The 15,520-nt window shown below is 34.5% G+C and carries 12 protein-coding genes; 11 read left to right on the top strand and 1 reads right to left on the bottom strand.

Going from position 1 to position 15,520, the window contains the following annotated elements; genetic code table 11:
- Positions 1 to 289 precede the first annotated feature (289 nt).
- Positions 290 to 2,041, top strand: coding sequence for an ABC transporter ATP-binding protein (locus QA612_RS12215; protein WP_278284096.1), 1,752 nt, complete (start codon positions 290 to 292; stop codon positions 2,039 to 2,041).
- Positions 2,042 to 2,054: 13 nt separating this feature from the next.
- Complete coding sequence (locus QA612_RS12210) at positions 2,055 to 3,890, top strand: ABC transporter ATP-binding protein (protein ID WP_278284095.1); 1,836 nt, start codon at positions 2,055 to 2,057, stop codon at positions 3,888 to 3,890.
- 139 nt (positions 3,891 to 4,029) lie between these two features.
- Here the strand turns inward: QA612_RS12210 and QA612_RS12205 are convergent, their stop codons facing one another.
- A complete protein-coding gene (locus QA612_RS12205) occupies positions 4,030 to 5,736 on the bottom strand; it encodes an Rqc2 family fibronectin-binding protein (RefSeq protein ID WP_278284094.1) in 1,707 nt (568 codons plus the stop codon).
- Between the two features lie 285 nt (positions 5,737 to 6,021).
- On the opposite strand from QA612_RS12205, the gene QA612_RS12200 reads away from it, so the two are divergent.
- The 9 genes from QA612_RS12200 (at position 6,022) to rlmN (ending at position 15,520) form a co-directional block, all read left to right on the top strand.
- A complete protein-coding gene (locus QA612_RS12200; protein ID WP_278284093.1) occupies positions 6,022 to 6,903 on the top strand; it encodes a YicC/YloC family endoribonuclease in 882 nt (293 codons plus the stop codon).
- 51 nt (positions 6,904 to 6,954) lie between these two features.
- Positions 6,955 to 7,218 carry an extracellular matrix/biofilm regulator RemA gene (gene remA, locus QA612_RS12195; RefSeq protein WP_278284092.1) on the top strand — a complete coding sequence of 88 codons (264 nt, stop codon included), beginning with the start codon at positions 6,955 to 6,957 and terminating at the stop codon, positions 7,216 to 7,218.
- Between the two features lie 149 nt (positions 7,219 to 7,367).
- Positions 7,368 to 7,979 carry a guanylate kinase gene (gene gmk, locus QA612_RS12190; RefSeq protein WP_278284091.1) on the top strand — a complete coding sequence of 204 codons (612 nt, stop codon included), beginning with the start codon at positions 7,368 to 7,370 and terminating at the stop codon, positions 7,977 to 7,979.
- A gap of 4 nt (positions 7,980 to 7,983) precedes the next feature.
- Positions 7,984 to 8,193 carry a DNA-directed RNA polymerase subunit omega gene (rpoZ, locus tag QA612_RS12185; protein ID WP_278284090.1) on the top strand — a complete coding sequence of 70 codons (210 nt, stop codon included), beginning with the start codon at positions 7,984 to 7,986 and terminating at the stop codon, positions 8,191 to 8,193.
- Between the two features lie 173 nt (positions 8,194 to 8,366).
- Positions 8,367 to 9,575 (top strand): bifunctional phosphopantothenoylcysteine decarboxylase/phosphopantothenate--cysteine ligase CoaBC, encoded by a 1,209-nt coding sequence (coaBC, locus tag QA612_RS12180; protein WP_278284089.1) that lies wholly within the window; start codon positions 8,367 to 8,369, stop codon positions 9,573 to 9,575.
- On the top strand, positions 9,576 to 12,005 hold the full coding sequence (gene priA, locus QA612_RS12175) for a primosomal protein N' (protein ID WP_278284088.1): 2,430 nt from the start codon (positions 9,576 to 9,578) through the stop codon (positions 12,003 to 12,005).
- A 36-nt stretch (positions 12,006 to 12,041) separates the two neighbouring features.
- On the top strand, positions 12,042 to 13,004 hold the full coding sequence (gene fmt, locus QA612_RS12170) for a methionyl-tRNA formyltransferase (protein WP_278284087.1): 963 nt from the start codon (positions 12,042 to 12,044) through the stop codon (positions 13,002 to 13,004).
- The gene (rsmB, locus tag QA612_RS12165; RefSeq protein WP_278284086.1) at positions 12,991 to 14,340 is read left to right on the top strand and encodes a 16S rRNA (cytosine(967)-C(5))-methyltransferase RsmB; all 1,350 of its coding nucleotides are present in this window, start codon (positions 12,991 to 12,993) and stop codon (positions 14,338 to 14,340) included. Before fmt ends, rsmB begins: the two co-directional genes overlap by 14 nt.
- Positions 14,341 to 14,431: 91 nt before the next feature.
- Positions 14,432 to 15,520, top strand: coding sequence for a dual-specificity RNA methyltransferase RlmN (rlmN, locus tag QA612_RS12160; RefSeq protein WP_278284085.1), 1,089 nt, complete (start codon positions 14,432 to 14,434; stop codon positions 15,518 to 15,520).

The raw sequence follows: 15,520 nt of genomic DNA, 5'->3' as shown, positions 1-15,520 counted from the left end.
AATCTGTTAAAACCCTGTATAAATCAGGGTTTTTTATTATATTCAAAGTCAATATTCCTTAAAACGATGAAAAGTAGAGGAATTCTGGTAATCAATAAGGAAAACTGTAATAAATACTACAATATAGGGTTAAATGACTTTATAACGTATATATAGGTGATAGAAAAATATTTCGGAAACCGATATATTATTAATGTTACCCAAAAAAGATTGTAAGGTTAATTATCAAAATGTTTCTAACTTTAAGCACAAGCGCCATTCAGTCGTTAAATTTTAGGAGGTGAACCGATTGAATACATTTAAACGTTTAAGGGAGTTTTATTTGCCATATAAACGATATTTTTTCATTTCAATTTTTATGTTACTTCTTGTAACAGCTTTTACACTTGTGTATCCAATTATTTTACAAGTGACAATTGATTATATCGTATTAGATCAAAACTATTATCTCGTTCCTTACGTCGCAATCGGATTTTTAGTAATTACTGCTTTAAAAGGAGTCGCTGTTTATTTTCATCAATATTTAGGTGAACTATTTGGCATTCAATCCGTTTACAAATTACGTAATGCCCTTTATCGTAAATTGCAGTTTTTACCATTCAGGTATTACGATAACGCACGAACGGGGGACCTTATGTCACGCTTAACTGCAGACGTAGAGGGATTCCGTTTCTTTTTGTCCAATGGATTCGCACAATTGATTAACTTAACCCTTCTTGTAACGATGAGTATGGGTATCATGATTTACTATAGTCCTAGACTTGCTTTATTTACTTTGGCAGCAATGCCGTTCTTAATAGTGACAGTTTATCGCTTTGATAAAAAGGTTCATCCCGCATTTAGAAGTATTAGAAAGTCACTTGCTAATATGAATACGAAAGTGCAAGAAAACATTAGTGGAATGAACACGGTTAAATCTCTTTCAAAAGAAGAGTTTGAAATTGGTCGTTTTGATGACAAAAATAATGATTATAAAGATAAATTCATTTATACATCGAGAATTTGGGCTAAATTTTTCCCGGTTATGGAGCTTATCGGTAATATTTGTGTCGTTATGTTATTAGGATACGGTGGTTGGCTTGTCATTGACGGTCAGTTAACTCCAGGGGTCCTTGGTCTATTTGTAAGTTTAATTTGGTACATCATTGGTCCCCTTATGAATTTAGGATTTATTGTTAATATGTTTTCCCAATCCAAAGCATCAGGAGAACGTTTATTACAAGTGTTAGATGAGAATGAGGATATCTTTGATGAAACGGGTGTTATAGAGGTAGATAGACTAGCTGGTCATGTGGAATTTAACAACGTTACTCATCGCTATGATACGGAAGAAGAATTAGCCCTAAAAAATATTACTTTTGATGCACCACCAGGTAAAACTATTGGTTTAATTGGAGCAACAGGATCAGGTAAAACATCAATTACCCAGCTTATTTCTCGTTTTTATGAACCGAGTCGAGGAGAAATACTAATTGATGGACATCCATTAAAGGATTATTCATTAAAGTCTGTCCGACATAATATAGGCGTTGTTTTACAAGAATCATTTCTGTTCTCATCTTCGATTAAAGATAATATTTCATATGGATCACCCGAAGCTTCTATGGAACGAATTATTGATGCTGCTAAAAGAGCACAGGCCCATGATTTTATCATGGAATTACCAAATGGGTACGATACTATTTTAGGAGAAAGAGGTATGGGACTCTCTGGTGGACAAAAGCAGCGAATTGCTATTGCAAGATCGATTTGTATCGATCCTAGTATACTCATATTAGATGATGCTACTAGTGCTGTAGATATGGAAACTGAAGCCAAAATACAAGCTGCATTTAATGAAGTTATGAAAGGTAGAACAACTTTTATCATTGCACACCGCATCTCATCTCTAATGCATGCCGATGAAATTATTGTTTTAGACAATGGGGAAATTGTAGAAAGAGGTACACACGAGGATCTTCTAAATAATGCAGGGCAATACCGCAGTATTTACGATATTCAATTTAAAGATAGAAATATGTTTCTACAGGAAATGAAATAAGGGGGTGAACAGCTTGCCAGAAAAAGAACAGACAAAAGAGAGTGTAGAAGATCGAACATTGAAAAGATTTCATTATTCTAATGATAATGCGATTGAAAAACCTTTCAACTGGAAACAAATGACTAGGCTATTTGGCTATATGAAGCCATATGCTAAAAAGCTGCTCCCATTAGCAATATTAGGGATGATCTTAGCAACAGCTGTCCGCCTTCTTGCACCTATAATGATTGGTAGTTACGCTCTTGATAATATTATAGAAGAAGGGGATCTCAACTTTTTATGGATTATTGTTGGTGTATTAGTTGTAATGTACCTTATTCAGTGGATCGGAAATGCTATTAGAATTTATTATATGAATAAGGTAGGTCAACACGTAATTTTTGATTTGAGAAAAGCACTTTTTGATCACATACAACGGTTGTCTCATCGCTTTTTTGATCAACGTTCAGCAGGGTCGATTCTTGTTAGGGTTACAAATGATGTTAACTCATTACAAGATTTATTTACAAATGGTGTTATAAATCTATTAATGGATGTCATTATGCTATTTGGTATCATCTTCTTATTGTTTATGATTAGTCCTGAACTAACACTAGCAATAATGATTATCCTACCAATTATGTTTTTAATATCAACGAAACTAAGACGTAAAATTCGTAGATCTTGGCAGGATGTTAGGATAAAACAGTCGATGATCAATTCCCATTTGAATGAAAGTATTCAAGGGATTCGTGTCACGCAATCATACACACAAGAAAATGAAAATATTGGTTTCTTTAGAAAGATGAATCAAGAAAATTATGAAGCTTGGAGAAATGCAACACAAAAAAATGCTATTTTTCGACCGTTTGTTGAAATGAGTGGTGCGGTAGGAACAGCAATTCTGTTATGGTATGGGGTATTTTTAATTCAAGCAGAGTCAATATCTATCGGGGATTTCCTAACCTTCGCTATTTTTATAGGGATGTTTTGGGAGCCAATTTCAAGATTAGGCCAAGTGTATAATCAGCTTTTAGTAGGAATGGCTTCATCTGAAAGAATTTTTGAATTCCTTGATGAACGTCCTTCTGTTCCAGAAAAACCTAAAGCTAAGAAACTAAAGGATATAAATGGTGAAATTGTATTTGAAAATGTAGAATTTGCTTACGATGAAGACCGAAAAGCACTAAAAGGCATTGATTTAACGATGCATGCAGGTCAAACAGTTGCTCTAGTTGGGCATACTGGTAGCGGAAAAACGACTATTGTTAACTTGATTACACGCTTCTATGATCCTACAAAAGGGAAAGTAACAATAGATGGTAATGATCTACGTGATATTACGCTTGATAGTTTAAGAGAAAAAGTGAGTATTGTTTTACAGGACACTTTTATATTCTCAGGTACGATTATGGATAACATACGTTTTGGGAGGCCAAGTGCTACAGATGAAGAGGTAAAAGAAGCAGCTCGAATGGTTGGAGCAGATAAGTTTATATCTCAATTGAAAAATGGATATGAAACGGAAGTGGAAGAACGGGGTAATATTCTTTCAGTTGGGGAACGACAGTTATTATCTTTTGCTAGGGCGTTGTTAGCAGATCCAAAGATTTTAATACTAGATGAAGCTACAGCATCCATAGATACAGAAACAGAGCAAGTAATCCAAGAAGCGTTAAAGAAGCTATTGAAAGGACGTACAGCCATCATGATTGCCCATCGTCTTTCAACGATACGTGAAGCTGATAATATTATCGTCTTAGAACATGGAAATATATTAGAACAAGGTAATCATGATGAATTAATGAAGGAAAAGGGAGAGTACTACAAGTTAGTAAAAGCACAATTTAAAGTGTTAGATGTAGGCTAACCGTTAGGGGCCCTTGACGAAAGTGAGAAAGTGACATGAGAAAAAACCTCTCCAGAATACCTACCGTTCGAAGGTATTGGAGAGGTTTTCTTTTTGTTTTTTCGCACAGGAACAATATAGTGTAAAACCATATTGGTTATTACTTTTTTCTCAATGTAAGGACTAAATCCTCGCTTGGTGTAACGAACAATGTATTTTGTTGGTCATAAGTAACATACCCTGGCTTTGAACCACTTGGTTTTTTTACGTGGCGAATAAGTGTATAGTCTACAGGGACTTGGCTTGAATGTCGACTTTTACTGAAATAAGCAGCTAACTTTGCAGCCTCTACTAACGTAACTTCGTTAAACTCTTCGCTACGAATAACGACGTGAGAACCTGGAATATCCTTCGTATGCAACCAAGTATCATTTTGCCTAGCAAATCGATTCGTTAAGTACTCATTCTGTTTATTGTTTTTTCCAACTAATATATCGATGCCTTCTGATGATATATATTGATCTAATACTGGTTTATCCTGTTTTTTCTTTTGCTTTTTTTGTATACGTCGCTTTATATAACCTTCCTCTGCAAGCTCTTCTCGAATATCTTCTATATCTTTTGGAGAAGCATTTTCCACTTGTTGAATTACTTGATCTAGATACATTAATTCTTCTTTTGTTTTTTCGATTTGTTCCGTAACCACTTTTACAGAATTTTTAAGCTTATGATACCGTTTGAAATATAACTGAGCATTGTCAGAAGGTGATTTTCTAGGATCCAATGGTATTTGAACTGTATTCTGTTCTGGATCGTAATAATCAGTTACGGTTACATATTCATCTCCTTCTTTTACTTCGTGCATATGTGCTGTTAATAATTCACCAAATCTTTGCTGCTTTTGAGCTTTATCCGCGTCTGTTAATGTTTTTTCTAGTTTTTTTATTTTTTTCTTATTTTTGTTGTATTCATTCCGTAGGAACTTTTCAAGATCTTGAGCTTGCTGTTTAACTCGATCTCTTTCAGCTTTTCCGTAGAAAAATCGATCTAGCATTTCGTGAACCGAATTAAATATAGTCCTATCTCCCTTTTTATGAGATAAATCAATAACTGAAAAAGTCTCTGACCCATTACTAATCATTTGTGGTTCATACCGATGTTCTTTAACAGGGGCAAGGGTTTCAAGAAAAGCATTTGGTAACGTGTCTCGATTAGCGAACTTTTCCTTTTTCAAAATTTCTTCTATTATTTGTGGGGATAAACCACTAAATGTATTTAATATTTGCTTTTCCATTTTACCTTCATTAAAATTTAGCTTTTTTAAAAGTTCATCCTCTGACACTTCTAATGGATTAAGTTTGTCTAAGTATGGTGGATCTTTATATAATTGTCCTGGTAAAACAGTACGATAACTTGAAAGTGACGGAGGGATATGCTTTATGCTATCAATAATTTTATTATCATCTTGATTGATAAATAAAATATTACTGTGTCTTCCCATTAATTCAATGATTAATGTTTTATAAGAGACATCTCCTAATTCGTTTTTTCCCTTAAATGAAAATGTAACGATTCTTTCAAGTCCTTTTTGTTCAATATTTTCAAGAATACTTCCTTCCAAATGCTTTCGTAATAGCATACAGAACATAGGCGGTTCTTGAGGGTTTGCGTATTTTTCATTTGTCAAATGAAACCGTGAAAACGACGGATTTGCTGAAAGAAAGAGTGTATAATTTTTTCCGCGAGTTCTTATTGTAATCACTAGCTCTGTTTTATAAGGTTGATGTATTTTAACAATTCTTCCAGATAGGAGCTTTTGCTGTAAATCATATGTTACTGAACGGGTAACAATTCCATCAAAAGACATAATATACCTCCAAAATGTAGGACATTAATCATTATTATAACAAAGCTTTATTATAACAGAAAAGATGGTGAACATTTGTTAAATATAATAATCAATTAAGTATTGGACACGGACAAATAAAAAAGCACGGATAAATTATATAAATAAAGTATTATATTTCTTCTTCATAACCCTATATAATAGGCTAGTATGAGGTAATTTAAAGTAACAATTATATGAATCTTATTTATATTACTTGTTGTTAGCAATAAAATTGTTTAGAATATAGATGTGGATGTGATAGAAATGATTATGAGTATGACAGGATACGGTCGATCTTTAAAGGAGAATGGCAACTGTCAGGTTACAGTGGAAATGAAGGCTGTAAATCACCGATTTTGCGAAATTAATATACGAATGCCAAGACAATTTTTCTTTTTAGAAGACCAATTAAAAAAAATAATTTCTCGTTTTATTAAACGGGGAAAAGTGGATGTTTTTATTAATCTTCAAGGTGAAAGTGTTGTTAATCGTTCATTGACAGTTGATTGGGATCTTTTTCATCAATACGAAGAAACGTATGAAAGAATGGCAAAGTTGAATGATTCACCACAACCCTTTCCTGTGGAACGATTACTTTTACAAGAGGATATTGTAGGAATTCAAGAGTCTGATGAAGTAACAGAAGATCTTAAAGAATTGGTATTATTTGCAACAGAAGATGCAGTTCAAAGCTTGCTAACGATGCGTAAGAAGGAAGGCAAAGCTTTGTATGAAGATTTAGAGAATAGAATTAATAGTATGAGTCAGTGGGCAATAGAACTTAGAGAATATGCTCCTATGGTTCATAAAAACTATCGAGAACGATTAACAAAAAGAGTAAAAGAATTTTTAAGTGGTAAATTAGAGGTTGACGAAGCTCGTATGTTAACAGAAGTAGCAATCTATGCTGATAAATATGATATTCAAGAGGAACTCACACGAATAGATAGCCACTTAAAACAGTTTTTACATATTTTAAATCAACAGGATGTTGTTGGAAGAAAGCTAGATTTTCTTGTTCAAGAGCTTAACAGAGAAACAAATACCATTGGTTCTAAAGCGAACGACGTTTCTATTAGTCAAACGGTTGTTAACCTAAAATCTGAATTAGAAAAAATACGTGAGCAAGTACAAAATGTAGAATAAATAATCGGTAGTTTGACGTTATACTATTAGAAAAAGTAAGGGGAAATGAAAATGGATATCCGACTTATTAATATTGGATTTGGAAATATTGTATCAGCAAATCGCATTATTTCTATTGTAAGTCCTGAATCTGCACCTATTAAAAGAATAATTACAGAAGCTAGAGAAAGAAATATGTTGATTGATGCTACTTACGGTAGAAGAACACGAGCTGTCATTATCGCTGATAGTGATCATGTTATTTTATCTGCTGTACAGCCTGAAACAGTAGCACAGCGTGTATTTAATAATAAAGACGAAGTATCAGAAGAATAAATTAATGTAAATAACGATGCCATCGGGAGGAGCCGGTGGCATCGTCATGTGATATCGTTTTTATATTTTTTTACATTATTCTTGAACTAATGCTTTAAAATATGGTAAAACTTGATATAAGAATGGTTACAATGAAGCTGGAGGTATATATGAAAAGAGATAAAGGGTTGCTTATTGTTCTTTCTGGACCATCTGGTGTCGGTAAAGGAACAGTATGTGGAGCATTAAGACAACATGATACACATATTCGATATTCTGTTTCAGCTACGACGAGGCAGCCTCGTAAAGGTGAAATTGATGGTGTAAATTACTTCTTTAAATCAAAAGAAGAATTTCAGCATATGATTGAGAATGATCAGCTCTTAGAATGGGCACAATATGTTGATAATTATTACGGTACTCCAAGAAAGTACGTAGAGGAAACAATTGCAGCAGGTCGCGATGTGATCTTGGAAATTGAAGTTCAGGGAGCTCTTCAAGTGAAAAAGACATTTCCAGAAGGAGTGTTCATCTTTCTTATGCCACCGAGTTTAAAAGAGCTAAGAAATCGAATTGAAGGTCGTGGCACAGAAACGAAAGACTTAATAGATAGTCGAATGACTGTTGCAAAAGAAGAAATTGATTTAATGGACAAATATGACTATGTAGTAGAAAATGATGAAGTTGAGGCTGCTGTGGAAAGAATAAAGTCCATAGTTACAGCTGAAAATTGTAAAAAGGAACGCCTCATTCATTTATATAAAGAATTAGTAGAGGAGTGATAGGATGTTAAATCCTTCCATCGATTCATTAATGACTAAGATCAATTCAAAGTATACGTTAGTAACTGTTTCTGCTTTACGTGCAAGACAACTAAGAGAAAAGCCAGATCTTTATGAAAAAACGTCAAAATCCAAGTCTGTTAATTTTGTAGGTATGGCTTTGGAGGAAATTGAAGCTGAGAAATTAACAGTACAACCAAAATACGAAGATTAAACAACCTAATTTTAGGTTGTTTTTTTGTAGTGAAAGACAATTGGTTTTAGAAATAGGAAAAGCTGTTATAAAAAAAGGAAAGTTATGTTTTAGAAATTGTTTTTCTTTTAATTTTTAGGTATCGTGTAAATAGACTAAAAGATAAATAAGGGGTAGTCCTGGAGGCGAGAAACTTGGAAAATAGAAAAAACATCTTACTATGTGTTAGTGGAGGAATAGCGGTTTTTAAGGCAGCTGCTTTAACGAGTAAATTAGTACAAGCTGGGTACAATGTTAAAGTTGTTATGACTGAATCAGCAACTGAATTTGTGACGCCCTTAACATTTCAAGCTTTGTCTAGAGATAGAGTGTATACAAATACATTTGAAGAAAAAGATCCTTCTAAAGTAGCTCACATTGATGTGGCAGACTGGGCAGACCTTGTCGTAATTGCACCTGCAACTGCCAATGTTATCGGAAAGGTCGCAAACGGCATTGCAGATGATATGTTAACGACTATTTTATTAGCTGCGACAGCTCCAGTATTAATCGCACCAGCTATGAATGTTCATATGTACGATCATCCTGCGGTTAAAAAGAATATGGAAACGCTTCAAGAATATGGGTACGAATTAATTGAACCAGATGAAGGTTATTTAGCTTGTGGCTATACAGGCAAAGGAAGGATGGCTGAACCGGAAGAACTTTTAAAGAAAATTAAACAATTTTTTATTAAACAATCCCATCCTCATTGGCATGGAAAAAAGTTGTTGATTACTGCTGGTCCAACACGTGAAAAAATTGATCCTGTTCGTTTCTTCACTAATCTTTCATCTGGAAAAATGGGCTTTGCTATTGCTGAGGAAGCAGCTGCTAGAGGAGCAAACGTTACCTTAATTGCTGGTCCAACTAGTTTAACCCCACCTGGAGACGTCAGTTTTATTCAAGTTGAAAGTGCAGAGGAAATGTACCAAGAGGTCATGAAACAGTTTGATGAAGCAAATATTGTAATTAAAGCTGCTGCTGTAGCTGATTATAGACCAATAAATGTTTACAATCAGAAGATAAAGAAGCAAGAGGCTGACTGGAATGTTCAAATGGAAAGGACAAAGGACATTTTAAAAACACTTGGAGAAAAGAGAACCCACCAAACACTGATTGGTTTTGCTGCAGAATCAGAAAATATTGAACATTATGCTAAAAAGAAATTAAAATCTAAAGCTGTAGATATGATAGCGGCTAATTCTATTACAACCCCAGGCACAGGATTTCAAGGAGATACAAATGAGATTACATTATACAAAAAAACTGGAGAAGTAATTCATATTCCTTTGACAACGAAAATAGATGCGTCTAAGGAGATCCTTGATGTTACAATGGATATTTTTATGGAGAACATATAAATGATAGGTAAAATAATTGTTGATGTTGCTACAAATCAAACGGATCGACTTTTTGATTATCTCATTCCTGAGGAATATATAGATACTATTCGACCTGGAATGAGAGTGATTGTACCTTTTGGACCACGAAAAGTACAGGGGTTTGTTATAGAGATATCGGATTCTAGTGATTTTGATATAAAAAAGTTAAAGAATATTGAAGAATTAGTTGATGTGGAAGCTCCATTAACAAGTGAACTTCTTTCTTTATCAAACTGGATTAAAGAAAAAACATTATCTTTTCATATAGCCGTTTTAAAGGTGATGCTACCAGCAGCTATGCGGGCAAAATATAAGAAAGAAGTAAAGGTAAATGAAGACACACCTTTTGATTTGCTACATCCAGATATTAAACAACTGTTTAATAATAAGGATGATAGTAAAGATTGGGATGAGCTACTAAAAAATAGTACAGAAATCCAAAAAAAATTACTGCTTCAGTGTATAAAGAACGAAGAACTACGAATTGAACCAAGAGTAGGGACAAAGGAAACAAAGAAGAAACAGATGATTATTGGACCAAACATGACAGAAGTTGAGCTAACTTCCTTTATTGAATCATTAACGAAACAAGGGAAAAAACAAAGAGAAGTAGTCCAATACTTTATTGAAAATAATAAGCCTATACCAATTGTAGAACTAATGGAGAAAACAGAGACATCTAGAAGTACAATACGCACTTTAGTAGAAAAAGAAGTTTTATATCAAAAAGAAATTGAGGTAAGGCGGGATCCATATGAAGGAAGGGTGTTTAAAAAAACAGCCCCTTTACCATTAACGGAGGAACAATCAAAGGCTATTACTCCTATTCTCGATACATTAAACAAGAAGCAGCACCAAACATTTTTGCTTAGAGGAGTAACTGGTAGTGGGAAAACAGAGATTTACTTACAAGCCATTGACAAGGCTCTTTCTGAAGGAAAGGAAGCAATAATGCTAGTTCCAGAGATTTCTTTAACTCCTCAAATGGTATACCGTTTCAAAGAACGATTTGGTTCAAATGTTGCTGTATTACATAGTGCTTTATCCACAGGAGAAAAATATGATGAATGGAGAAGAATTAGAGATAAAAAAGTAAAGGTAGCAGTAGGTGCAAGATCTGCCATTTTTGCTCCTTTTGAAAATATAGGAATGATAATCATTGATGAGGAGCATGAAACGAGCTATAAACAGGAGGAATCTCCTCGCTATCATGCTCGGGATGTTGCCATTGAAAGAGGAAGATATTATAAATGTCCTGTTATTTTAGGGAGTGCGACTCCTTCTCTTGAAAGCTATGCAAGAGCTCAAAAAAATGTATACGTGTTATTAACGATGGAAAAACGAGTGAATAATGTACAATTACCATCTGTTTCTATTATCGATATGCGGGAAGAGCTCCGAAATGGAAATCGTTCCATGTTTTCTGAAGTATTAGTGGAAAGCATACAACAACGAATGGAACGGAACGAACAGATAGTATTATTTTTAAATCGTAGAGGGTATTCAACATTCATCCTATGTCGAGACTGTGGTTATATCGCTGAATGCCCTCATTGTGATATTTCTTTAACATATCATCGATCGTCACAATCGTTACAATGTCATTATTGTGGTCACTCTGAGACAATTCCAACCCGTTGTCCAAACTGCGAAGGGGACTCTATACGATTTTTCGGGTCAGGTACACAGAAAGTAGAAGAAGAATTATATAAAGTTTTCCCTCAATGTCGAGTGATTAGAATGGATGTGGATACGACAAGACGAAAAGGTAGTCATGAAAAATTACTAGAAAAGTTTGGAAATGGAGAAGGAGATGTTCTTTTAGGGACACAAATGATTGCAAAAGGCTTAGATTTTCCTAATATTACTCTAGTAGGAATATTAGCAGCCGATTCGATGCTACATATCCCAGATTTTAGATCTGCAGAAAGGTCATTTCAATTATTAACACAAGTGAGTGGAAGGGCAGGTCGCCATAAAAAGAAAGGGGAAGTCATTGTTCAGACATATACCCCAGATCATTACAGCATTGTTGATGTGAAGCAGCACGACTACGTTTCGTTTTTTAAAAAAGAAATGGTTTTAAGGAAACAAGGGGGCTATCCTCCCTACTATTTTCTAACAATTGTTCATGTTAGTGATACTGATCTGACAAAGGTTGTTCAAGTTGCCGAAAAAATTTGTCAATTTATTAAATCAAAGCTATCTACTGAATCATCCATATTTGGCCCAGTTGCTTCAGCAATACCAAGGATCAAAGATAGATATCGTTACCAATGCATGATAAAATACAAAGTTGAACCAAACCTATCAAAAGTGTTACAAGAAATCATTCAAACGTATCAAACAGAGATGAGTAGAAGCGATTTATCTATTGTTATTGATACGAATCCATATATGATGATGTAATTAAGTTGCAAATGTTAATAGAAAGTAGGGATAGATATGAAAGTAGTTTTTATGGGGACCCCAGATTTTGCAGTTCCAGTATTAGATCGACTAGTAGAGAATAACTACAATGTGGAATTGGTCGTAACCCAGCCAGATCGCCCAAAAGGTAGAAAGCAACAACTTACCCCTCCTCCAGTAAAGATTGCGGCTGAAAAACATGGTATTCCCGTTTTTCAGCCAGAAAAAATAAAAGAGGAAAAGGAATGGAAACGGGTTGAAGAAGTAAATCCAGACATTATTATTACTGCTGCTTTTGGACAGATTCTCCCAAAAGAAATTCTAGATATTCCGCCACTTGGATGTATAAACGTTCATGCTTCTCTTCTTCCAAAATATCGAGGTGGTGCTCCAATTCATCAAGCGATTATTGATGGAGAAGAGGAAACAGGAATTACAATCATGTATATGGTAGAAAAGCTAGACGCAGGTGATATCATTTCCCAACATTCTATTCCTATAGAAGAAACAGATAATACAGGGACGATGCATGAAAAGCTAAGTCAATTAGGTGCAGAACTGTTGTTAGAAACATTACCCCAAATTGAAGAAGGGTCCATTGTTGCAATTGCTCAAGATGAGGATGAAGTGACGTTTGCCCCAAACATAACGAAGGATAAAGAGATTATTCATTGGGATCAACCAGCTAGAAGTATTTTTAATCAAGTGAGAGGATTAAGACCTTGGCCAGTTGCATACACCACTTTTAACGGAACCCGGATTAAGATTTGGGATTCAGAAGAAGCCACTGAATATAAGAAGCATTCGGAAGCTCCAGGTACTGTTTTATCCATTACGGAGGATGGAATATATGTGGCTTGCAGTGATCAAACTATTTTAAAATTGAAAGAAATTCAACCTTCTGGTAAAACAAGAATGAACATAAAGACCTTTCTTCAAGGTGCTGCTAGAGAATGGACAGAAGGTATGAGATTAGGAGAAGGCAATGAAGCAAGGTAATGTACGAGAATCAGCTTTAAATGTATTGCTAAAAATTGAACAGCAACAGGCATATAGTCACCTACTACTAAATGAAACGATAAAAAAGTCTAACTTAAATAAAAAAGATATTCCCCTCCTAACCGAGCTTGTCTATGGAACGATACAACGTCAAAAAACAATTGACTTTTACTTACAACCGTTCTCTAAACGCCCCTTAAATAAATTAGAAAAGTGGGTACTTATTCTACTCAGACTGACTTTATATCAAATCATTTATTTAGATCGCATACCTGAACACGCTGCAGTACATGAAGCTGTACAGATTGCCAAAAAAAGAGGGCATCAAGGTATAGCTGGTATGGTTAATGGAGTATTACGATCAATACTCCGAAATGAATTGCCTGATATTGATAAAATTGATGATCCTTTAAAAAGGATCGCCATAAAGACAAGCCATCCTGTTTGGCTAATTAAACGTTGGAGTAATCAATACGGAATACAAGCAACAGAAAAAATAGCAACTGCTAATTTAACATATCCTATTCATACAGTACGTGTAAATCCGCTAAAATCAAACGTAGCAGAAGTAATTTCAGCTCTTGAAAAAGAAGGGGTAATAGGCCACCCTAGTAATAACATACAAGAAAGTATTATGATAGAAACAGGCTCTATTGCTTCCACTGATCCATTTAAAAATGGTTGGATAACCATTCAGGATGAAGGGTCTATGCTCGTTTCTTATGCACTTGCCCCTGAAAAAAATGAACGAATTCTTGATGCATGTGCAGCACCTGGAGGCAAATCAACTCATATTGCTGAAAAGATGGAGAACACAGGTGAAATAGTATCATTAGATATTCATAAGCATAAGGTTGGATTAATTCAACAGCAAGCTAATAGATTAGATTTAAATAATATTGAAGCTATGGCATTAGATGCTAGAAAAGCACAGGATCAGTTTAAAGACGAAAGCTTCGATAAAATTTTAGTAGATGCACCTTGCTCTGGATTAGGAGTAATCCAACGGAAACCAGATTTAAAGTGGTCGAAAAAAGAAGAAGATATTGGACGACTAGCTCATATTCAAAGAGATATACTGTCTGCTGTATGGCCTCTATTAAAAAAAGGTGGAAGACTCGTTTATAGTACATGTACAGTAGACCTTGATGAAAACAATCATGTCATCTCGGAATTTGTTCATGAAAGAGAAGATGCTACCTTTGACGAATCACTAAAGGAACGAATTCCTACTGTATTTCAAAACATAAAAAATAGTAACGATGGCATGTTACAATTATTTCCTGGGGAAAATGGAACTGACGGTTTTTTTATTTCAGCAGTAATGAAAAAGTAGAGTGAAATACAGTTAAATAATATTAGACAAAAGACACAAATATTTTAACAAGGGGAATATAAGTAAAAATAAATTTTTGAAGGTGGTTAGCATGTTATCACAGGAAAGTAATATTCAAATGACTAGTGAAAAGAAACCTTCTATTTATTCGTTAACATTTGAAGAATTAACGAATTGGTTAAAGGAAAAAAAAGAACCAACCTTTCGAGCAAAACAAATCTTTGATTGGTTATATGTTAAGCGAGTAACAACTTTTGCAGAGATGACAAATTTATCGAAGGATTTTCGGGATTTATTGGCGAAAGAATACACATTAACCACATTAAAAACAGTAACAAATCAAACCTCAAAAGATGGAACAATTAAATTTTTATTTGAGCTCCATGATGGATACTCCATTGAAACAGTCGTTATGAGGCATGAGTATGGGAATAGTGTATGTGTTACTACCCAAGTTGGCTGCCGACTTGGTTGTACTTTTTGTGCTTCCACACTTGGTGGGTTAAAACGAAACCTTGAAGCAGGTGAAATTGTTGCCCAAGTTCTTCAAGCGCAAAAATTTTTAGATGAAAATGAAGAACGGGTAGATTCTGTTGTTATTATGGGTATAGGTGAACCATTTGACAATTATGATGAAATGCTTAGATTTTTAAAAACAATTAACAATGATAATGGTTTAAATATTGGGGCTAGACATATTACTGTTTCAACAAGTGGTGTTGTTCCAAAAATATATCAGTTTGCCGATGAGCAAATGCAAATTAACTTTGCTATATCTCTCCATGCTGCAAAGACAGAAACACGGTCAAAATTGATGCCAGTTAATCGTGCTTATCCTCTTGACAAATTAATGGAAGCTGTTAATTATTACATTAATAAAACAGGCCGTAGAATTTCGTTTGAGTACGGCTTATTTGGTGGAGTAAATGATTCTATTGATGATGCAGAAAAACTAGCAGATTTAATAAAGAATGTGAAGTGTCATGTGAATTTAATACCAGTTAACGACGTATTGGAGAGGAATTATGTTCGAACATCAAAAAATCAGATCTTTGCCTTTGAACGAACATTAAAAAATAGAGGGATTAATGTAACGATCCGAAGAGAGCAGGGGCACGATATCGATGCAGCATGTGGACAGCTTCGGGCAAAGGAGCGCAAAGAAGAAACGAGGGGATAA

It is taken from the genome of Evansella sp. AB-P1 (assembly GCF_029688925.1).
Lineage (GTDB): Bacteria > Bacillota > Bacilli > Bacillales > Salisediminibacteriaceae > Evansella.
This window is presented reverse-complemented; position numbering and strand designations above follow the sequence as displayed.